This window comes from Burkholderia sp. Bp9142 (assembly GCF_003853415.1).
Lineage (GTDB): Bacteria > Pseudomonadota > Gammaproteobacteria > Burkholderiales > Burkholderiaceae > Burkholderia.
In genome coordinates, this window is record NZ_QTPP01000054.1 from 23,552 (window position 1) to 44,913 (window position 21,362).

Below are 21,362 nucleotides of genomic sequence, written 5' to 3' on the forward strand. Positions count from 1 at the left end.
GCGGTGTGCCGTGCCGCACGGTTCGGTCGCGGCGCGCCGTCAGGCCTTGCGCGGCAGGTCCGACGCCTGGATCAGGAACACGGTGTCGTCGCCCGCGCTGGTGGGCAGCCACGTGAGCTCGAGGCCGCCGAACGCGGCTTCGACGTGCTCGCGCTCGTTGCCGATCTCGACCACGAGTACGCCGTCGTCGTGCAGCCACTTGTGCGCTTCCGCGATGATTCGCCGCACGATGTCCATCCCGTCGTCGCCGCCCGCGAGCGCCATCTCCGGCTCGTGCCGGTACTCGGGCGGCAGCGCCGCCATCGACGTTGCGTTCACGTACGGCGGGTTCGTCAGGATCACGTCGTAGCGCGTGTCGGGTTCCGCGCGGAACGCGGGCAGCGGCGCGTAGAGGTCGCCGTGATGCAGTGTGATGCGATCGTCGAGGCCGTAGTCGCGCACGTTGATCTCGGCGACTTCGAGCGCCTTGTCGGACAGGTCGACCGCGTCGATCTCGGCATTCGGGAACGCGCTGGCCGCGAGGATCGCGAGGCAGCCCGAACCGGTGCACAGCTCGAGTACTGCGCCGACCTGCTCGGGGTCGGCGACATACGGCTGCAGCCCGTCGTCGAGCAGCTCGCCGATGAACGAGCGCGGCACGATCACGCGCTCGTCGACGTAGAAGCGGTGGCCGTGCATCCACGCTTCGTGCGTGAGGTACGCGGCCGGCACGCGGTCCGTCGCGCGCCGTTCGATCACCGCGAGCACGGCCGCGATTTCGTCGGGCAGCAGGCGGGCATCGAGGAACGGCTCGAGCGTGTCGAGCGGCAGGTCGAGCGTGTGCAGCACGAGGTAGGCGGCTTCGTCGTACGCGTTGTCCGAGCCATGGCCGAATGCGAGCTTCGCCTTCGAGAAGCGCGAGACCGCATAGCGCAGCAGGTCGCGAACAGTTGCAAAAGGTGTCGTCATGCGAGGCTCCATCAGGCGATCAGTTGTTCGAGCACGCGGCGGTACACGTTCTTCAGCGGGTCGACGAAGCGCACGTCGATGTGCTCGTCGATCTTGTGGATGCTGCCGTTCGGCGGGCCGAACTCGATCACCTGCGGGCAGATGCGCGCGATGAAGCGCCCGTCGGACGTGCCGCCCGTCGTCGACAGCTCGGTCGTGAGGCCGGTCTCGGCGCGGATCGCGTTCTCCAGCGCGTTCGACAGGTCGCCGCGCGGCGTGAGGAACGGCAGGCCGCTCACCGACCACTTCAGCGTGTATTCGAGGCCGTGCTTGTCGAGGATCGCATGCACGCGTGCCTGCAGGCCCTCGACGGTGCTCGCCGTCGAAAAGCGGAAGTTGAACATCAGGTCCGCGTGGCCGGGAATCACGTTGGTCGCGCCGGTGCCCGCGTGCAGGTTCGACACCTGCCAGGTGGTCGGCGGGAAGTATTCGTTGCCTTCGTCCCACTGTTCGGCGGCGAGCTCGGCAAGTGCCGGCGCGAGCAGGTGGATCGGGTTCTTCGCGAGGTGCGGGTAAGCGATGTGGCCCTGCACGCCCTTGACGATCAGTTCGCCCGACATCGAGCCGCGGCGGCCGTTCTTCACGACGTCGCCGAGTTCGGCGGTCGAGGTGGGCTCGCCGACGATGCAGTAGTCGAGGCGTTCGCCGCGCGCTTCGAGCAACTCGACGACCTTCACGGTGCCGTCGGTGGCCGGGCCTTCCTCGTCGCTCGTGATCAGGAACGCGATCGCGCCGCGGTGGCCGGGGTGGGCCGCGACGAATTCCTCGGAGGCGACGACGAACGCCGCGAGCGACGTCTTCATGTCGGCCGCGCCGCGGCCGTACAGCTTGCCGTCGCGATGCGCGGGAATGAACGGCGGCGAGGTCCACTGCTCGAGCGGACCGGTCGGCACGACGTCGGTGTGGCCCGCGAATGCGAGCAGCTTGCCGTCGCGGCCGTCGGCGCCGCGCTTGACGGCCCACAGGTTGGTCACGCCGTGCGACGCGATGGTCTCGCATTCGAAGCCGAGCGCGACGAGGCGCTCGGTCATGATCTGCTGGCAATGCTGGTCGTCGGGCGTGACGGATGCGCGGGCGATCAGCTGTTCGGTAAGGGCTAGGGTGGCGGACATGGTTCGGACCACTTTCGATAAAAAATGCCGGCGCGGTGGCCGGCAGCGACGAGACGTCGGGCTGCGCCCGCGGGCGCAGCGCGGGCGGCCCTAGGCGGCAAACAGCGCCGCGTACTGGTCGGCCACGAAGCCGAGCGATTTCACGCGGCCGTTGACGACGAGCACGGGACGCTTGATGACCGACGGCTTGTGGATCATCAGCGCGACCGCGCCGGACTTCGTTTCCGCGGCCGCCTTCATGGCGTCGTCCAGGCCGCGCCACGTCGTGCCGCGCTTGTTCACGAGCGCGTCGAGCGACACGTCCTTCAGCCAGTCCTCGACGAGCGGTGTGCTGACGCCGAGCTTCTTGAAGTCGTGAAACTCGAACTCGACGCCGTGATCGTCGAGCCACACGCGGGCCTTCTTCACGGTGTCGCAGTTCGGAATGCCGTAGACGACCACGGTGCGCGGCTTGGCCATCAGTCGCCTCGCAGCAGCTCGTTCAGGCCGACCTTCGCGCGGGTCTTCGCGTCGACCTTCTTCACGATCACGGCGCAGTACAGGCTGTGCGAGCCGTCCTTCGACGGCAGGTTGCCGGCGACGACGACCGAGCCGGCCGGGATGCGGCCGTAGCTGACTTCGCCCGTTTCGCGATCGTAGATCTTGGTGCTCTGGCCGAGGTACACGCCCATCGAGATCACCGAGTTCTCCTCGACGATCACGCCTTCGACGACTTCCGAGCGCGCGCCGATGAAGCAGTTGTCTTCGATGATGACCGGGTTCGCCTGCAGCGGCTCGAGCACGCCGCCGATGCCGACGCCACCCGACAGGTGCACGTTCTTGCCGATCTGCGCGCACGAACCGACCGTGGCCCACGTGTCGACCATCGTGCCTTCGTCGACGTACGCGCCGATGTTGGTGTACGACGGCATCAGCACGACGTTCTTCGCGATGAACGAGCCGCGGCGCGCGATGGCCGGCGGCACGACGCGGAAGCCGCCCGCGGCGAAGTCTTCAGCCGTGTAGTTCGCGAACTTCGACGGCACCTTGTCGTAGAACTGCGAGTAGCCGCCGGCGGGCATCGGGGCGTTGTCCTCCAGGCGGAACGACAGCAGCACGGCCTTCTTCAGCCACTGGTGCACGGTCCAGTTGCCGTCGATCTTCTCGGCAACGCGCAGCGCGCCTTTGTCGAGCTGCTCGATCGCGTGCGCGACGGCTTCGCGGACGTCGGCGGGCGCGGCCTTCGGCGACAGCTCGGCGCGGTTGTCCCAGGCGGTATCGATGATTTGCTGAAGTTGTTGCGACATGTTCGTTTTCGCAGGAGATGAATGGAATTGATCGGGATGGACGTCTTACCGCGCGAGAGCCCGGCAGAAATCGACGATGCGTTGCGCGCCCTCGACGCATTCGGGGGTGCCCGCGACGAGCGCGATCCGGATGAAATCGCGGCCCGGATTCGTGCCGTGCGCGTCGCGCGCCAGGTACGAGCCGGGCAGAACCGTCACATTATAGTCGGCGTACAGGCGGCGGGCGAACTCGGTGTCCGACAGGCCGGTGCGCGCGACGTTGGCCCACAGGTAGAACGCGGCGTCGGGCAGCTTCACGTCGATCACGTCGGCCAGCATCGGCGTGACCGTGTTGAACTTCTGCAGGTACAGCGCGCGGTTCTCGCGCACGTGCGCCTCGTCGTTCCACGCGGCGATGCTCGCGTGCTGCCAGACCGGCGACAGCGCCGCGCCGTGGTACGTGCGGTACAGCAGGAATTTCTTCAGCAGCGCGGCGTCGCCGGCGACGAAGCCCGAGCGCATGCCCGGCACGTTCGAGCGCTTCGACAGGCTCGACAGCATCACGAGGCGTTCGAAGCCGCGGCCGAGGCGGTGCGCAGCCTCGAGGCCGCCGAGCGGCGGCGCCGCTTCGTCGAAATAGATTTCCGAATAGCACTCGTCGGACGCGATCACGAATCCGTGGCGGTCGGACAGCGCGAACAGTTCGCGCCAGTCGTCGAGCGTCAGCACGGCGCCCGTCGGGTTGCCCGGCGAGCACACGTACAGCAGCTGGGTGCGCGCCCAGACTTCATCGGGCACGGCCGCGTAGTCGCACGCGAAGTTGCGCGCCGGGTCGCTGTTCGCGAAATAGGGTTCGGCACCGGCCAGGAGCGCCGCGCCTTCGTAAATTTGATAGAAAGGATTCGGACAGAGTACGATCGCCTTCTTGCCGTCCGCGCCCGGGCGCGCGTCGATCACCGTCTGCGCGAGCGAGAACAGCGCCTCGCGCGACCCCGACACGGGCAGCACCTGGCTGGCCGGGTCGATCGCCGACAGCCCGTAGCGGCGTTCGAGCCAGTGCGCGATCGACGTGCGCAGCGCGTCCGAGCCGGCGGTGGCCGGGTACGACGCGAGGCCGTCGAGCGCGGCCACCACGGCGTCGCGGATCAGCGCCGGAGTCGGGTGCTTGGGCTCGCCGATGCCGAAGCTGATCGGTTTCAGGCCGGCGGAGGGCGTCACGTCCTTGAACAGGGCGCGCAGCTTTTCGAAGGGATAGGGCTGGAGCGAGTCGAGTCGAGGGTTCACGGGCGAAGCGGCCATCGCGGCCGGTTGGAGCGAAAAGGGCGGCGCAGGTGCCGCGCGGCTGCGAGCGGGCGCCGACGGCGCGCGGGTCGCAGCGGACGATTATAACGTGACGCAATGCGGTCACGGCCCGCCGGAACGGCGGCCGGGCCGGTCGAATAAAGGGTATCGAAGCAAATGAATAACGCGGTACGCGGCAGCCTGCCGACGCTGGCCATCCTGATCGGCGCCTCGGTATGGGGCCTGATCTGGTATCCGCTGCGGATCCTCGCATCGCTCGGTCTCACCGGCACGCTGGCGAGCGCGCTGACGAGCGCGGTCGCGTTCCTGCTCGTGATCGTCGTGCGGCACCGCACGATCGCGACGCTGCGCTGGCACTGGGTGCTGCCGGGCATCGCGATCACGGCCGGCGTGACCAACCTCGGCTTCGTATGGGGCACGATCCACGGCGAAGTGCTGCGCGTGATGCTGCTGTTCTACCTGACCCCGGCATGGACCGCCATCTACGCGCATTTCCTGCTGCGCGAGCGGCTGACCTGGGCAGGCGCGGGGCTCGCGGCGCTGTCGATCGGCGGCGCGATGCTGATGCTGTGGTCGCCGAAGCTCGGCGTGCCGCTGCCGGCCAACCCGGCCGAATGGGCCGGGCTCGCGGCCGGGCTCAGTTTCGCGATGAGCAACGTGCTCGTGATCAAGGCGAGCCGCGAGTTGCCGCAGATGCGCGCCGAGATGCGCACCGCGACGCTGTTCGGCGGCGCGGCGGTGTTCGGCGCGACCGCGTCGCTGTTCGAGGGGCTGCCTGCCGCGCCGGCGGGCGGCCAGCTCGGCATGGCCGCACTGATCATCGTCGCGATCGGCATGACGATGGCCGCGAATAACCTGCTCGTGCAATACGGGCTCGCGCGCGTGCCGGCGAACCGCGCGTCGATCATCATGCTGTTCGAGATCGTGATCACCGCGCTGTCCGCGTGGGTGTTCGCGAACGAACTGCCGAGCGCGCGCGAATGGGCGGGCGGTGCGTGCATCGTGCTGGCGACGCTGCTGTCGAGCCGGGTCCATCGTGCCGCGCCGGCATCGGGCAAACCCGGCGGCGGGCGGGACGGCGCACGCGCGATGGTATGATGGAAGCCGTTTGCGGGGCCCAACGCTGGATGCGCGCGGCCCCGCTTTTGAATTCCGGGGCGCATCGCGCGCACGGGCCGTCCGGCCCCGCGCGTCGCGGCCCCGTCCGTTTCACACCTTCTTCACATCCGATACCGCCGTGCGTCTGAGCTCGATCAAACTCGCTGGCTTCAAATCCTTTGTCGATCCCACGCATTTCCAGGTTCCGGGCCAGCTTGTCGGCGTGGTGGGCCCGAACGGGTGCGGCAAGTCCAACATCATCGATGCCGTGCGCTGGGTGCTCGGCGAGTCGCGCGCGTCCGAGCTGCGCGGCGAGTCGATGCAGGACGTGATCTTCAACGGCTCGACCGCCCGCAAGCCCGGCAGCCGGGCAAGCGTGGAGCTGATCTTCGACAACTCCGACGGCCGCGCGGCCGGGCAGTGGGGCCAGTACGGCGAGATCGCCGTGAAGCGCGTGCTGACGCGCGACGGCACGTCGAGCTACTACATCAACAACCTGCCGGCGCGCCGCCGCGACATCCAGGACATCTTCCTCGGCACGGGCCTCGGCCCGCGTGCGTACGCGATCATCGGGCAGGGCATGATCGCGCGGATCATCGAGGCGAAGCCGGAAGAGCTGCGCGTGTTCCTCGAGGAAGCCGCGGGCGTGTCGAAGTACAAGGAACGCCGCCGCGAGACCGAGAACCGCCTGCACGACACGCGCGAGAACCTGACGCGCGTCGAGGACATCGTCCGCGAGCTCGGCGCGAACCTCGAGAAGCTCGAGGCGCAGGCCGTCGTCGCGACCAGGTACAAGGCGCTCGTCGCCGACGGCGAGGAGAAGCAGCGCCTGTTGTGGCTGCTGCGCAAGAACGAGGCCGCGGGCGAGCAGCAGAAGCAGCAGCGCGCGATCGAGCAGGCGCAGATCGACCTCGAGGCGCAGACGGCCAGGCTGCGCGAGGTCGAGTCGCAGCTCGAGACGCTGCGGGTCGCGCATTACTCGGCGAGCGACGCGATGCAGGGCGCGCAGGGCGCGCTCTACGAGGCGAACGCCGAAGTGAGCCGCCTCGAGGCCGAGATCAAGTTCATCGTCGAGTCGCGCAACCGGGTGCAGGCGCAGATCGCCGCGTTGAACGCGCAGCGTGAGCAATGGCGCGCGCAGGCCGAGAAGGCGCAGGACGAGCTCGAGGAAGCCGAAGAGGCGCGCGCGATGGCCGACGAGAAGGCCGCGCTCGCTGAAGACAACGCGGCCGCGAAACACGATGCGCTGCCGGCGCTCGAAGCGAAATGGCGCGATGCGCAGGCGCAGCTCAACGACGAGCGCGCGCGGATCGCGCAGACGGAACAGTCGCTGAAGCTCGAGGCCGCGCACCAGCGCAATGCCGACCAGCAGCTCCAGCAGCTTCAGCAGCGCCATGAGCGCCTGAAGTCCGAGGCGGGCGGGCTCGACGCACCGGACGAGGCGCAGCTCGAGGAGCTGCGCATGCAGCTCGCCGAGCAGGAAGAGGTCCTCGCCGAGGCACAGGCGCGTCTCGCCGATGCGCAGGAAGCGCTGCCGCGCCTCGACGGCGAACGCCGTGCCGCGCAGGAGCGCGTGCAGGCGGAAAGCGCGCAGATCCACCAGCTCGAGGCGCGGCTCGCCGCACTCAGGCAGCTGCAGGAGAACGTGCAGACCGAAGGCAAGATCCAGCCGTGGCTCGACAAGCACGAGCTCGGCGCGCTGCCGCGCCTGTGGAAGAAGCTGCATGTCGAACCGGGCTGGGAAGCGGCGCTCGAGGCCGTGCTGCGCGAGCGCCTTGCCGCGCTCGAAGTGTCGAATCTCGACTGGGTGAAGGCGTTCGCGACCGATGCGCCGCCCGCGAAGCTCGCGTTCTACGCGCCGCCCGCGGCCGGTGAGCCGCCGGCCGCCGCGGCCGGGCTGCGCCCGGTGCTGTCGCTCGTGCGCATCGACGATGCGGGCATCCGTGCGGTGCTGAACGACTGGCTCGGCAACGTGTACGTCGCCGACGACGTCGCGCAGGCGCTCGCGGCGCGCGCGCAACTGCCGGCAGGCGGCGCGTTCGTGGTCAAGGCCGGCCACATCGTCACGCGTGTCGGTGTGCAGTTGTACGCGGCCGATTCGGAGCAGGCCGGGATGCTGGCCCGCCAGCAGGAAATCGAGAACCTGACGCGCCAGGTGCGCGCGCAGGCGCTGCTCGCCGACGAGGCCCGCACGGCCGCCGTGCGGGCGGAGGCCGCGCACACGCAGGCCACCCAGGCGCTCGGCGACGTGCGTGCGCAGGCCGAGCGCGCGACGCAGCGCGTGCACGCGCTGCAGATGGACGTGCTGAAGCTCGCGCAGGCGCATGAACGCTACACGCAGCGCAGCACGCAGATCCGCGAGGAGCTCGAGGAAATCGGCGCGCAGATCGACGAGCAGCGCGCACTACGCGCGGAATCGGAAGCGAACTTCGAGCGCTTCGACGGCGAACTCGCGGAACTGCAGGCGCGCTTCGAGGACAACCAGCTCGCGTTCGAGGCGCTCGACGAATCGCTGACGCAGGCGCGCCAGGAAGCGCGCGACCTCGAGCGCGGCGCGAACGACGCGCGCTTCGCCGCGCGCAACGCGGTCACGCGGATCGACGAGCTCAAGCGCAGCATCCAGGTCGCGCACGAGCAGAGCGAGCGCGTTGCCGCGTCGCTGGAAGACGCGCGCGCCGAACTCGAGACGATCAACGAGCAGACCGCGCACACCGGCCTGCAGGACGCGCTCGAAATTCGCGCCGTGAAGGAAGAAGCGCTGCAGGCCGCGCGGATCGAACTCGACGACCTGACCGCGAAGCTGCGCGCATCGGACGAGCAGCGTCTCGTCGCCGAGCGCTCGCTGCAGCCGCTGCGCGACCGCATCACCGAACTGCAGCTGAAGGAGCAGGCCGCACGCCTGTCCGTCGAGCAGTTTGCCGAGCAGCTCACGGCGGCCGAGGTCGACGAGGCAGCGCTGCGCGAGAAGCTGACGCCGGACCTGAAGCCGGCGTACCTGCAGGGCGAGGTCACGCGCCTGAACAACGCGATCAACGCGCTGGGCCCGGTGAACATGGCCGCGCTCGACGAACTGAAGGCCGCGAGCGAGCGCAAGGTATTCCTCGATGCGCAGTCGGCCGACCTGACCGACGCGATCACGACGCTCGAGGATGCGATCCACAAGATCGACCAGGAAACCCGCACGCTGCTGCAGGGCACCTTCGACGAGGTCAACCGTCACTTCAGCGACCTGTTCCCGCGCCTGTTCGGCGGCGGCCAGGCGAAGCTGATCATGACGGGCGACGAGATCCTCGATGCGGGCGTGCAGGTGATGGCGCAGCCGCCGGGCAAGAAGAACGCGACCATCCACCTGCTGTCGGGCGGCGAGAAGGCGCTGACCGCCACCGCACTGGTGTTCGCGATGTTCCAGCTGAACCCGGCACCGTTCTGTCTGCTCGACGAGGTCGATGCGCCGCTCGACGACGCGAACACCGAGCGTTTCGCGAATCTCGTGCGCGCGATGTCCGACAAGACGCAGTTCCTCTTCATCTCGCACAACAAGATCGCGATGGAGATGGCGCAGCAACTGATCGGCGTGACGATGCAGGAGCAGGGCGTGTCGCGGATCGTCGCGGTGGACATGGAAACCGCCGCGGGCTTTGCCCAGAATTGACGTTTGACGAAACCGGACCGCGTTCGCGCGGCGCATGGGCGCCCGTTCGCGGGTCCGACGAACAAGAATTGCTGATGGAGCGTGCATGGACGAGTTGACACTCGGTTTGATCGGCGCGGGCGCCGTCGTGGTGGGCGGCGTCGTGGTCTACAACGCGTGGCAGGGCGCGAAGGTGCGGCGCAGGATGCCGCGCCCGATGCCGGAAGAGGCGGCCGAGGCGATGAATCGCCCCGAGCGCGACGATGAGCTGCCGTTCATCGAGCCGGTGCGCCAGCCCGTGCGCCGCGAACCCGCGGCGCCGGCACCGGCGGCCGCCGCGAGCGCGCCGGCCGAAGCCGCGCGCGTCGAGCCGACCTTCGGTGGGGCCGCGAGTGGCGCGGCGCCGGCCGACATGCCGGCCGATCTGCAGGCCGAGGCCACCGGGGTCGACATGCCGTCGGAATCGACCGAGCCGGCCGAGCAGTCCGTCGACGAAGGTTCGGTCGCCGCCGCGCAGGAAGCGCAGGCCGCCGATACCTCGCACGAACCGGCCGAACCCGTGCTGCCGGCCGCGACGACGATCTCGTCGGCGCCGCCCGCGATCGTCGACCGCCGGATCGACTGCATCGTGCCGATTCGCCTCGGCGGGCCGCTGCCGGGCGACAAGATCCTGCCGGCCGCGCAGCGGCTGCGCCGGGCGGGCAGCAAGCCCGTGCATATCGAAGGCAAGCCGGAGGGCGGCCAGTGGGAGCTGCTGCAGAACGGCGTGCGCTATGAAGAGCTGCGCGCGGCCGCGCAGCTCGCGAACCGCAGCGGCGCGCTGAACGAGCTCGAATTCTCGGAGTTCGTGACGGGCGTCCAGCAGTTCGCCGACGCGATCGACGGCGCCCCGGAATTCCCCGACATGATGGAGACGGTCGCGATGGCGCGCGAGCTCGACGGCTTTGCCGCGCAGTGCGACGCGCAGTTGTCGATCAACGTGATGTCGGACGGCGCGCCGTGGTCGGCGAACTACGTGCAGGCCGTCGCTTCCCAGGACGGGCTGCTGCTGTCGCGCGACGGCACGCGCTTCGTGAAGCTCGACGCGAAGCAGAACCCGGTGTTCATGCTGCAGTTCGGCGACACGAACTTCCTGCGCGACGACCTCACGTACAAGGGCGGCAACATGATCACGCTGGTGCTCGACGTGCCGGTCGCCGAAGAGGACATCCTGCCGTTCCGGCTGATGTGCGATTACGCGAAGTCGCTGTCCGAGCGGATCGGTGCGCGGGTCGTCGACGATTCGCGCCGGCCGCTGCCGGAATCGACGCTCGTCGCGATCGACCAGCAACTGATGAAGCTGTACGCGAAGCTCGAGGAAGCGGGCATCCCGGCCGGTTCGCCGGTCACGCGCCGCCTCTTCAGCCAGTAACGCGTTTCACGGGCGGCGGTCTTCGGTGCCGTCGCCCGTCGCTGCAGTGCACACACGCCGCTTGTGTGCACTGCAGCGGGGCTGCGCGGCACGCATCGCATGCCCCCGTCGCAGCGTCAAACTGAGATAATCGCACATCCGATTTTTCAGAACGAATCTGCCGCCAGCATGGCCCGAACCCAAGCCGAACCGCCAGCCAGCCAGCCCGACGCGCGTGCCGCGTGGTTGCGCGACCAACTCGAGCGGGCGAATTACGCCTATTACGTGCTCGACCAGCCGGATCTGCCCGACGCCGAATACGATCGGCTGTTCGGCGAGCTGCAGCAACTCGAAACCGCTCACCCCGAACTCGTGACGCCCGATTCGCCGACGCAGCGCGTCGGCGGCGAAGTGGCGAACGGATTCACGCCGGTCGTCCATGACGCACCGATGCTGTCGTTGAACAACGGCTTCGCGGACGAGGACATCGCTGCGTTCGACAAGCGCGTCGCCGATGCGCTCGACAAGACGACCGATCTCGCCGGCTCGGTGACGGCCCCGGTCGAATACGCGTGCGAGCTGAAGTTCGACGGCCTCGCGATTTCGCTGCGCTACGAGCAGGGCGTGTTCGTGCAGGCCTCGACGCGCGGCGACGGCACGACGGGCGAGGACGTGACGGAGAACGTCCGCACGATCCGCTCGATCCCGCTGAAGCTGAAGGGCGCGCACGTGCCGGCCGTGCTCGACGTACGCGGCGAGGTGCTGATGTTCAAGCGCGATTTCGCACGCCTGAACGAACGCCAGCGCGCGGCCGAGCAGCGCGAATTCGCGAACCCGCGCAACGCGGCGGCCGGCAGCCTGCGCCAGCTCGATCCGAAGATCACCGCGCAGCGTCCGCTGTCGTTCTTCGCGTACGGGATCGGCGTGCTCGACGGGATGCCGACGCCGGACACGCACAGCGCGCTGCTCGACTGGTACGAGTCGCTCGGCCTGCCGGTGAATCGCGAGCGCGCGGTCGTGCACGGCGCCGAGGGCTTGCTCGGCTTCTTCCGCAAGGTCGGCGAGAAGCGCGAGTCGCTGCCGTACGATATCGATGGCGTCGTCTACAAGGTGAACCGGCGCGACGAGCAGGACCGCCTCGGCTTCGTGTCGCGCGCCCCACGCTTCGCGCTCGCGCACAAGTTCCCCGCGCAGGAAGCGCTGACGAAGCTCGTCGCGATCGACGTGCAGGTCGGCCGCACGGGCGCGATCACGCCGGTCGCGCGGCTCGAACCCGTGTTCGTCGGCGGCGCGACGGTGACCAACGCGACGCTGCACAACGAGGACGAAGTGCGCCGCAAGGACATCCGGATCGGCGATACCGTGATCGTGCGGCGCGCGGGCGACGTGATCCCCGAGGTCGTCGGTGCGTTGCTCGACCGCCGGCCGGACGACGCGGCCGAGTTCGTGATGCCGACCGAGTGCCCGGTATGCGGCTCGAAGATCGAGCGTCTGCCGGACGAGGCGATCGCGCGCTGCACGGGCGGCCTGTTCTGCCCGGCGCAGCGCAAGCAGGCGCTGTGGCACTTCGCGCAGCGTCGTGCGCTCGACATCGACGGGCTCGGCGAGAAGATCATCGATCAGCTCGTCGAACTGAATCTCGTGCGCACGCCGGCCGACCTGTTCAATCTCGGTTTCGCGACGCTCGCGGAACTCGACCGGTTCGCCGAGAAGTCCGCACAGAATTTGCTCGACTCGCTCGAGAAGGCGAAGCACACGACGCTCGCGCGCTTCATCTACGGGCTCGGGATCCGCCATGTCGGCGAATCGACCGCGAAGGATCTCGCGAAGCATTTCGGGTCGCTGAACCCGATCATGGACGCGTCGATCGAGGAGCTGCTCGAAGTGAACGACGTCGGGCCGATCGTCGCCGAGTCGCTCCACCAGTTTTTCGCGGAAGAGCACAACCGCACCGTGATCGAGCAACTGCGCGCACCCGGCAAGGTCACGTGGTCCGAAGGCCCGCCCGCGCCGAAGGCGCCGCAGGGTGTGCTGGCCGGCAAGACGGTCGTGCTGACGGGCACGCTGCCGACGCTCACGCGCGACGCGGCGAAGGAGATGCTCGAGGCGGCGGGCGCGAAAGTCGCGGGCTCGGTATCGAAGAAGACGGATTACGTGGTCGCGGGCGCGGAAGCCGGCAGCAAGCTCGTGAAGGCCGAGGAACTCGGCATCCCCGTACTGGACGAAGACGGACTGCACCAACTCCTGGAGGGCAATACGCCATGATTCGCGAGATCCTGAAGATGGGCGATCCGCGCCTGCTCGAAGTCGCCAAGCCGGTCGAGCGGTTCGATACCCCCGAACTGCACGAGATCGTCGCGGACATGTTCGAGACGATGCATCACGCGAACGGCGCGGGACTTGCCGCGCCGCAGATCGGCATCGACCTGCAGATCATCATCTTCGGCTTCGGCAGCAACAACCGCTATCCGGACGCACCGCCCGTGCCCGAGACCGTGCTGATCAACCCGAAGCTCGAGTACATGCCGCCGGACATGGAAGAGGGCTGGGAAGGCTGCCTGTCGGTGCCGGGCATGCGCGGCGTCGTCAGCCGCTATGCGAAGGTGCGCTACAGCGGCTTCGACCAGTTCGGCGCGAAGCTCGACCGCGTCGCCGAAGGCTTTCACGCGCGGGTCGTGCAGCACGAATACGACCACCTGATCGGCAAGCTGTATCCGATGCGGATCACCGACTTCACGCGCTTCGGCTTCACCGAGGTGCTGTTCCCGGGGCTCGATCCGACCGACGACTGACCGGCTTGCGGCGGTGCGCCATGTTGCGCGCCGTCGTCGTACCGGAAATGAAAAAGCCCGCTTGCGCGGGCTTTGCATTGCGTGGCACGCAGCGCGTGCCCGCTGTCAGAACGACTCGTCGGCCGACAGGTAGCGCCATTGCCCTTGCGGCAGCGCGCCGAGCATCACGCGGCCCATCCGCACGCGCTTCAGGCCGATCACGTCGAGACCGACCAGTTCGCACATCCGGCGGATCTGGCGCTTCTTGCCTTCACGCAGCACGAAACGCAGCTGTTCGCCGTTCTGCCAGCTCACCATCGCGGGCTTCAGCGCGACGCCGTCGAGTTCGAGGCCGTGGCGCAGCTTCGCGAGCGATTCCGCGGGGAAGTGCTGATCGATGTCGATCAGCCGTTCGCCGAAGCGCACGCGTACCAGATACTCCTTGTCGATGTCCGACTGCTCGCCGATCAGCTGCTTCGCGATCCGGCCGTTCTGCGTCAGCACGAGCAGGCCGGTCGAATCGATGTCGAGCCGGCCGGCCGGCGCGAGCGCGTGCAGGTGCTGCGGCGAGAAGCGAACCGGCGAACGGTCGCCGCTCCACTGGTTCGCGCGCGTGATCAGCACCGACGCGGGCTCGTAGCCGTCTTCCGCCTGCCCCGACACATAGCCGACCGGCTTGTGCAGCAGGATCGTCACTTGCGCGGCCTGCGCGGCGCTCGCACGCTCGTCGATCTCGATCTTCTGGTCGGGACGGACCTTGGTGCCGAGCGTATCGATGCGTTCGCCGTCGACGAGCACCCAGCCCTTTTCGATCCATTCGTCGGCTTCGCGGCGCGAGCACAGTCCGAGCTCGGACATGCGCTTCGACAGGCGCATCAGGCCCGTTTCGTCCCCGTGATCGATGTCGGCGGCGCGGCGCTTGACCGGTTGTGCGGTTTTCGGCGCGGTGCCGGTCGAGCGGCGCTCGGTGCCGCTGCGCTCGCCGAAGCTGCGCTTTTCGCCATAGCCGGCGGCCTTGTCGCGATAGGGCGCGCGTGCGCCGCCTTCGGCACCCGCGCGGCGCGGGCGCGCATCGTCGTCGCCGCGACGGGCCGGGCGGTCGGACGGGGTACGGCGCTCGCCGAAGCTGCGCTTCGCGCCCTCGCCAGCGGCCTTGTCACGATAGGGGGCACGTGCGCCGCCTTCGGTGCCTGTACGGCGCGGACGTGCATCGTCGTCGCTGCGACGCGCCGGGCGGTCGGACGGGGTACGGCGCTCGCCGAAGCTGCGCTTCGCACCCTCGCCAGCGGCCTTGTCGCGGTAGGGCGCGCGTGCACCGCCTTCGGCACCTGCGCGGCGCGGACGGGCATCGTCGTCGCTGCGACGCGCCGGGCGGTCGGACGGGGTACGGCGCTCGCCGAAGCTGCGCTTCTCGCCCTCGCCAGCAGCCTTGTCGCGATACGGCGCGCGTGCACCGCCTTCGGCACCCGCGCGGCGCGGGCGCGCATCGTCGTCGCCGCGACGGGCGGGGCGATCGGACGGGGTACGGCGCTCGCCGAAGCTGCGCTTCGCACCCTCGCCAGCGGCCTTGTCGCGATACGGTGCGCGTGCGCCGCCTTCGGCACCTGCGCGGCGCGGGCGTGCATCGTCGTCGCCGCGACGCGCCGGGCGATCGGACGGTGCGCGGCGCTCGCCGAAGCTGCGCTTCGCACCCTCGCCAGCGGCCTTGTCGCGATAGGGCGCGCGCGCACCGCCTTCGGCGCGGCCGCCCGGCTTCGCATCGCTGCGATAGCCGCGCTCGGCACCGCCGTCACGCGGCGCGCGCTTCGCCGGAGCGCGATCCGCGCCCGGACCCTCCGCGCCGCGCGGCTTGAACGCGCGTTCGCCGGCGGCTGCCGGTGCCGCGGCCTTCTTCGGGCGCGAGGGCTTGTCGGCCGCGGGCGGCGCGGCGGGGCGCACCGCCTTGCGGGCAACGAGGCTGCCGGAGCGGACAGGGGCGCGGGTCGGCGATGCCGGCTTCGGATTCTTGACGGTTAATTTGGTGCGCATAAACGCTGGGATTCATTCAGACTGCGATCGCGCGCAGCAATTCGGTTTCGAGCTGGATCTGCAGGCGGTTGTCGGACAGGCCGGCACCGTCGAGCAGGAAGATGTCCTCGACGCGTTCGCCGAGCGTATTGATCCGCGCCGCGTGGACGCCGACCTGATGCTCGGCCAGTACGCGCGCGATCGAATAGAGAAGGCCCGGCCGGTCGTTGGCGGACACGGACAGGATGTAGTACTGGCCGCGCTCGTCGGCCCGGAGGTCGACGCGCGGTGTGATCGGAAACGTCCGGGACAGCCGCGACAGGCGACCCTTGGACGGCTCCGGCAGCGACGCGGTATCGGCAAGGCGCGTCGCGAGCTGCTGTTCGACGAGATTCGCGATGTCGCGATAGCGCACGTCGCGTTCGGTCTGCGTGACGATGAAGTTGTCGAGCGCATAGCCGTGCCGCGTCGTGCTGACGCGCGCATCGAGCACCGATAGCCCGTTGCGGTCGAAGTACGCGCAGATGCCCGCGAACAGGTCGGGGCGGTCCTTCACGTACACGAGCACCTGCAGCGCGTCGCCGATCGGCGACGGCCGTGCGCGGACGATCGCGGTCTCGGCGTTCACGTGCCGGTACAGCACGCGCGTCTGCCATGCGATGTCGGCCGCGTCGTGACGCAGGAAGAAGCCGACGTCGAGCTGATCCCACAGCGCACGGTGGGCGTCGTCGGGCACGGTCTCGAGGCGCAGCAGCGCCAGCGCCTGCTCCTGCCGCGATTTCAGTTCCGAATGCGCGTCGGGCTTGGCGCCGCCGAGCACCGCGAGCGTGATGCGGTACAGGTCCTCGAGCAGCTTGCCCTTCCACGTGTTCCATACCTTCGGGCTGGTGCCGCGGATATCGGCGACCGTCAGCAGGTAGAGCGCGGTGAGGTACCGTTCGTTGCCGACGACTTCGGCGAAGCGCTTGATCACCTCCGGATCGCTCGTGTCCTGCTTCTGCGCGACCTGGCTCATCGTCAAATGATGCTGGACGAGCCACACGATCAGCGCCGCGTCGTCGCCGGCGATCCCATGCTCGCGGCAGAAACGCCGTGCGTCGGCCATCCCGAGCGTCGAGTGGTCGCCGCCGCGGCCCTTCGCGATGTCGTGGAACAGCGCGGCGACATACAGCACCCACGGGCGCTCGAAATTGCCGATCAGCTGGCTGCAGAACGGGTACTCGTGCGCGTGCTCGGCCACCGCGAAGCGGCGGATGTTGCGCAACACCATCAGGATGTGCTGGTCGACCGTGTACACGTGATACAGGTCGTGCTGCATCTGGCCGACGATGCGGCGGAAATTCAGCAGGTAGCGGCCGAGCACGCTCGTCTGGTTCATCAGCCGGAAGGCATGCGTGATGCCTTCGGGCTGCTGCAGGATCTGCATGAACGTGCGGCGGTTCTGCGGATCGCGCCGCCACGTGTTGTTCATGATTTCGCGCGAGTTGTACAGCGCGCGCAGCGTGCGGGCGGACAGGCCCTTCACGCCGCGGGTCGCTTCGTACAGCAGGAACGCTTCGAGGATCGCGTCGGGGTGGCGTTCGAACACGCCGTCGTCGACGATCTCGAGCATGCCCTGCTTCTCGACGAAGCGATCGGGCGACAGCACGCGCGTGATGCCGCTCGTCGCGGGGAACAGCTGCGCCTCGATGTTCTGGATCAGGATCGTCGCGAGCTGCGTGACTGCTTTCGCGGCCCAGTAGTAGCGGCGCATCAACTGCTCGCTCGCGCGCTTGGCCTGCGTCGGCCGGTAGCCGAAGCTCTCGGCGGCCTGCGTCTGCAGGTCGAACACGAGCATGTCCTGGCGGCGGCCGGCGATCACGTGCAGCCGTGCGCGCAGCGTCTTCAGGAATCCTTCGTTGCGGCGCAGCTCACGCGCCTCGCGCTCGGTGATGAGCCCGCGCGTGTCGAGCTCGCGCCAGCTGCTGCCGAAGCCGGCCGCGCGCGCGATCCACAGGATCGTCTGCAGGTCGCGCAGCCCGCCGGGGCTTTCCTTCACGTTCGGCTCGAGGCTGTACGGCGTGTCCTGGAACTTCGCGTGGCGCTGGCGCATCTCGAGCACCTTCGCGGTGAAGAACGCGCGCGCGTCGAGTGCCTCGTGATAGCGCACGGTGAAGCGCTCGAACAGCGCGGTGCTGCCGACGATGCGGCGCGCCTCGAGCAGCGAGGTCTGCACGGTGACGTCCTGCGATGCTTCCTCGATGCATTGCGCGACCGTGCGCACGCTGCTGCCGATCTCGAGGCCGAGATCCCACGCCATCCCGATGAAGCGCTCGATGCGCGCGTCGAGCGCCGGGTCGTGCGTATCGGGCAGCAGCACCAGGATGTCGACGTCGGAGTGGGGCGCGAGCTCGCCGCGCCCGTAGCCGCCGACGGCGACGAGCGCGAGCGTCGCGGGCAGCCCGCAGTCGTCCCATACGCGCTTGAGCGCCTCGTCGGTGAGCTTCGACAGCGCGTGCATCAGCGACGCGACGTTCGTCGCGCTGCGAAAGCGCTCAAGCATGTCGGCCTTGGCGGCCTTGAATTCGGCGCGCCGCGACAGCGCTTCGGGCGAGGGGGCGGCGTGAGCGCTCATGGGTGGCCGTTCAGGTCAGGGGCGGGCAGGGCAGGCTGGCGCGACGGCGCTCAGACCGCGGCGGCCGGTTGTGCGAACACCGGGCGTGCCGGCGTACCGGCGGACACGGTCAGCACCTCGTAGCCCGTCTCGGTGACGAGCACCGTGTGCTCCCATTGCGCGGACAGGCTGCGGTCGCGCGTCTTGACCGTCCACTGGTCGGGCATCGTGCGAATGTCGCGCTTGCCGGCGTTGATCATCGGCTCGATCGTGAAGATCATCCCGGCCTTCAGCTCGATGCCGGTGCCCGGACGGCCGTAGTGGACGACCTGCGGATCTTCGTGGAACACCGTGCCGATGCCGTGGCCGCAGTATTCGCGCACGACGCTGTAGCCCTGCGCTTCCGCGTGCTTCTGGATCGCGTAGCCGATATCGCCGAGGTGCGCACCGGGCTTGACCTGGTCGATGCCGAGCCACATGCATTCGTAGGTGGTCTGCACGAGACGCTTCGCGAGGATCGAGCCCTCGCCGACGATGAACATCCGGCTGGTGTCGCCGAAGTAGCCGTTCTTGATCACGGTGATGTCGATGTTCAGCGCGTCGCCGTTCTTGATCACCTTCTCGCCCGGAATGCCGTGGCAGATCACGTCGTTGACCGAGATGCAGGTGGCCTTCGGGTACGGCGGATAGCCGGGCGGCTGATAATTCAGCGGCGCGGGGATCGTGCCCTGCTCGTTGAGCATGAATTCGTGACAGAGCCGGTCGAGTTCGGCGGTCGTGATGCCCGCGACGACGTGCGGCGTGATGAAGTCGAGCACTTCGCTCGCGAGACGGCAGGCGACGCGCATCTCGGCGATGTCGTGTTCGTTTTTGAGCGTAATAGCCATCGAGGTATGCCTGGAATGCGGTGAATTGACGGATTATCGCACCTTATGGCGGGCCTCGCAGCCCCTGCCGGCGGTGCCGATGCGGGTTTTCGCGGATTGTCCGGCCGGCTGCCGCGCGGCAAGCGAAAGTGGCGGGCGACTTGAGAGCCGACAAATCGGCGTGCTATACTCTTTGGCTAAGTCGACATCCAAATGCCGAACATGCCCCGATCTGGGGCGGCATGGCGATGAAAGGCTTGCGGCACGGGCATTTTCGCACGTGCCGAATCGCAAGCCGGCGCAACCAGGGTGCCGGCCGCGCGGAACGAAGGTCCTTCGGGGCGGGTTCGCGCGGCGGTACGGCAGCCGGCTTAAGACCCAACCCTCGTGGAGAATTTACATGGCAGTCACGATGCGCCAAATGCTGGAAGCGGGTGTCCACTTCGGTCACCAGACGCGCTTCTGGAACCCGAAGATGGCTCCGTTCATTTTCGGTCACCGCAACAAGATTCACATCATCAACCTCGAAAAGACGCTGCCGATGTTCACGGACGCACAGAAGTACGTGCGCCAGCTGGCAGCGAACCGCGGCACGATCCTGTTCGTCGGCACGAAGCGCCAGTCGCGTGACACGATCGCCCAGGAAGCGCAGCGCGCGGGCATGCCGTACGTCAACGCACGCTGGCTCGGCGGCATGATGACCAACTTCAAGACGCTGAAGGTATCGATCAAGCGCCTGAAGGACATGGAAGCGGCCGTCGAATCGGGCGAAACCGAGAAGATGAGCAAGAAGGAAGCGCTGCTGTTCGAACGCGAAATCGCCAAGCTGCAGAAGTCGATCGGCGGCGTGAAGGACATGGGCGGCATTCCGGACGCGATCTTCGTCATCGACGTCGGCTACCACAAGATTGCCGTCACGGAAGCGAACAAGCTGGGCGTGCCGGTCATCGCCGTGGTCGATACGAACCACTCGCCGGAAGGTGTGGACTACGTGATCCCGGGTAACGACGACTCGAGCAAGGCAGTCGCGCTGTACGCTGAAGGCGTGGCCGACGCGATCCTCGAAGGCCGTGCGAACGCGGTCAACGAAGTGGTCCAGGCCGCACGCGGCGACGACGAGTACGTCGAGGAAAACGCGTAACTGGCCCCGAGCCGGCGCAAAAAGGGGGCTCTCAACAGGCCCCCTTTTTTTAAGCTTGTGCGCCGGGCCTGATCGCGCCGAATCGGCGCGGGTCCGGAAACGAATCTCGGCCGTTCGCGTCCAAGCGGGCGGCGTTGTGAATACAGACTCAAGGAGCGAATGATGGCGGCAATTACCGCAAGCATGGTGGCAGAACTGCGCGCAAAGACCGACGCACCGATGATGGAGTGCAAGAAGGCGCTGACGGAAGCTGACGGCGATCTGGCCAAGGCTGAAGAGCTGCTGCGCGTCAAGCTCGGCAACAAGGCGAGCAAGGCGGCATCGCGCGTGACGGCAGAAGGCGTCGTCGCATCGTTCGTCGGCGGCAACGCAGGCGCGCTGGTCGAACTGAACTGCGAAACCGACTTCGTCGCGAAGAACGACGACTTCCTCGCATTCTCGAAGACGGTTGCAGAACTCGTCGCGACGCAAAACCCGGCTGACGTGGCTGCGCTGTCGGCACTGCCGCTCGAAGGCTCGACGGTCGACGCAGTCCGTCTGGCACTGATCGGCAAGATCGGCGAGAACGTCTCGATCCGCCGTTTCGTCCGTTTCGAAACCGCGAACAAGATCGCAACGTACCTGCACGGCGCGCGTATCGGCGTGATCGTCGAGTACACGGGCGCGGAAGAGCAGGTCGGCAAGGACGTCGCGATGCACATCGCGGCAATGAAGCCGGTCGCGCTGTCGTCGGCTGACGTGCCGGCGGAACTGATCGAGACGGAACGCCGCGTGGCCGAGCAGAAGGCTGCGGAATCGGGCAAGCCGGCTGAAATCGTCGCGAAGATGGTCGACGGTAGCGTCCAGAAGTACCTGAAGGAAGTGTCGCTGCTGAACCAGACGTTCGTGAAGAACGACAAGCAGTCGATCGAGCAGATGCTGAAGGCGGCGGATTCCGCCGTGCAGAAGTTCACGCTGTTCGTCGTCGGCGAAGGCATCGAGAAGCGCCAGGACGACTTCGCCGCCGAAGTGGCCGCGCAAGTCGCAGCAGCAAAGCAGCAGTAAGCCGTAAGCAGTCAGGCAGTATCCGCGGCGGGCGTCCGCTCCGCCGCGGCCGGCGGCGGGGGGCCGGGCCCGCGGGCCCCCCCCCCGCCCCCCCCCCCCGGCGCGCCCCAGGAAAATAGAACCGAAAAAGAGAGGGGTGTGTATTAATGAAGAAG

General features: G+C 68.1%; 15 protein-coding genes. 7 read left to right on the plus strand and 8 right to left on the minus strand.

The window, feature by feature from the left end; translation table 11 throughout:
• Positions 1–39 precede the first annotated feature (39 nt).
• From prmB to dapC, 5 genes are all read right to left on the minus strand, one after another.
• Entirely contained in the window at positions 40–948 is a 909-nt protein-coding gene (gene prmB, locus DIE22_RS34935) for a 50S ribosomal protein L3 N(5)-glutamine methyltransferase (RefSeq protein WP_124501677.1), read from the minus strand.
• A gap of 11 nt (positions 949–959) precedes the next feature.
• Entirely contained in the window at positions 960–2,099 is a 1,140-nt protein-coding gene (gene dapE, locus DIE22_RS34940; protein ID WP_124501678.1) for a succinyl-diaminopimelate desuccinylase, read from the minus strand.
• Positions 2,100–2,189: 90 nt separating this feature from the next.
• Positions 2,190–2,558 (minus strand): ArsC family reductase, encoded by a 369-nt coding sequence (locus DIE22_RS34945; protein ID WP_124501679.1) that lies wholly within the window; start codon positions 2,556–2,558, stop codon positions 2,190–2,192.
• Positions 2,558–3,385 (minus strand): 2,3,4,5-tetrahydropyridine-2,6-dicarboxylate N-succinyltransferase, encoded by an 828-nt coding sequence (dapD, locus tag DIE22_RS34950; RefSeq protein WP_014896723.1) that lies wholly within the window; start codon positions 3,383–3,385, stop codon positions 2,558–2,560. The genes DIE22_RS34945 and dapD overlap by 1 nt, the downstream gene beginning before the upstream one ends.
• A 45-nt stretch (positions 3,386–3,430) precedes the next feature.
• Entirely contained in the window at positions 3,431–4,663 is a 1,233-nt protein-coding gene (gene dapC / locus DIE22_RS34955; protein ID WP_124501680.1) for a succinyldiaminopimelate transaminase, read from the minus strand.
• 159 nt (positions 4,664–4,822) lie between these two features.
• On the opposite strand from dapC, the gene DIE22_RS34960 reads away from it, so the two are divergent.
• From DIE22_RS34960 to def, 5 genes are all read left to right on the plus strand, one after another.
• Positions 4,823–5,764 carry a DMT family transporter gene (locus DIE22_RS34960; RefSeq protein WP_124501681.1) on the plus strand — a complete coding sequence of 314 codons (942 nt, stop codon included), beginning with the start codon at positions 4,823–4,825 and terminating at the stop codon, positions 5,762–5,764.
• Positions 5,765–5,903: 139 nt separating this feature from the next.
• The gene (smc, locus tag DIE22_RS34965; protein WP_124501682.1) at positions 5,904–9,416 is read left to right on the plus strand and encodes a chromosome segregation protein SMC; all 3,513 of its coding nucleotides are present in this window, start codon (positions 5,904–5,906) and stop codon (positions 9,414–9,416) included.
• An 85-nt stretch (positions 9,417–9,501) separates the two neighbouring features.
• Entirely contained in the window at positions 9,502–10,806 is a 1,305-nt protein-coding gene (locus DIE22_RS34970; protein WP_124501683.1) for a cell division protein ZipA C-terminal FtsZ-binding domain-containing protein, read from the plus strand.
• A 168-nt stretch (positions 10,807–10,974) separates the two neighbouring features.
• Complete coding sequence (gene ligA / locus DIE22_RS34975; protein ID WP_124607245.1) at positions 10,975–13,050, plus strand: NAD-dependent DNA ligase LigA; 2,076 nt, start codon at positions 10,975–10,977, stop codon at positions 13,048–13,050.
• Positions 13,047–13,577 carry a peptide deformylase gene (gene def, locus DIE22_RS34980; protein WP_124501685.1) on the plus strand — a complete coding sequence of 177 codons (531 nt, stop codon included), beginning with the start codon at positions 13,047–13,049 and terminating at the stop codon, positions 13,575–13,577. The genes ligA and def overlap by 4 nt, the downstream gene beginning before the upstream one ends.
• A gap of 105 nt (positions 13,578–13,682) precedes the next feature.
• Here def and DIE22_RS34985 read toward each other — a convergent pair whose 3' ends face one another.
• From DIE22_RS34985 to map, 3 genes are read right to left on the minus strand one after another with little or no spacing between them, the layout of a single operon-like run.
• Entirely contained in the window at positions 13,683–15,584 is a 1,902-nt protein-coding gene (locus DIE22_RS34985) for a pseudouridine synthase (protein ID WP_124607246.1), read from the minus strand.
• A 16-nt stretch (positions 15,585–15,600) separates the two neighbouring features.
• Positions 15,601–18,177, minus strand: a complete 2,577-nt coding sequence (locus DIE22_RS34990; protein WP_124501687.1) for a [protein-PII] uridylyltransferase — start codon at positions 18,175–18,177, stop codon at positions 15,601–15,603.
• Between the two features lie 50 nt (positions 18,178–18,227).
• Positions 18,228–19,043 (minus strand): type I methionyl aminopeptidase, encoded by an 816-nt coding sequence (gene map / locus DIE22_RS34995; RefSeq protein ID WP_021159103.1) that lies wholly within the window; start codon positions 19,041–19,043, stop codon positions 18,228–18,230.
• A gap of 379 nt (positions 19,044–19,422) precedes the next feature.
• Here map and rpsB point away from each other — a divergent pair, with 379 nt between their 5' ends.
• Positions 19,423–20,163, plus strand: coding sequence for a 30S ribosomal protein S2 (gene rpsB / locus DIE22_RS35005; protein ID WP_006758564.1), 741 nt, complete (start codon positions 19,423–19,425; stop codon positions 20,161–20,163).
• 162 nt (positions 20,164–20,325) lie between these two features.
• Positions 20,326–21,207, plus strand: a complete 882-nt coding sequence (tsf, locus tag DIE22_RS35010) for a translation elongation factor Ts (RefSeq protein ID WP_124501689.1) — start codon at positions 20,326–20,328, stop codon at positions 21,205–21,207.
• Positions 21,208–21,362 lie beyond the last annotated feature (155 nt).